Raw genomic sequence first — 278 nt, forward strand, 5'->3', positions numbered from 1 at the left:
GCGCCCGCAGCAATGTGCAGGACGGCACTGTTCTGCACCTGAGCCGCAGGAGCACCGCCAATCCCGACGGTTATCCCCTGCTGATCGGGGAAGACGTCACCGTGGGCCACAAGGCCATGCTGCACGGCTGCACCATAGGCAACCGGGTGCTGGTCGGCATGGGGGCCATACTGCCGGATGGTGTGGTCGTCGAGGATGACGTGATGATAGGCGCCGACTCTCTGGTGCCACCAGGCAAGCGGCTCGCATCCGGCTTCCTCTATATGGGGAACCCGGTC

1 protein-coding gene is annotated in these 278 nt (G+C 64.7%); it reads left to right on the forward strand.

The window, feature by feature from the left end; genetic code table 11:
- The coding region (locus B4920_RS26150; protein ID WP_139379669.1) for a gamma carbonic anhydrase family protein at window positions 1-278 on the forward strand (278 nt) is incomplete at both ends.

The organism is Zoogloea sp. LCSB751 (assembly GCF_002028455.1).
In the GTDB taxonomy this organism is placed as follows: domain Bacteria; phylum Pseudomonadota; class Gammaproteobacteria; order Burkholderiales; family Rhodocyclaceae; genus Zoogloea.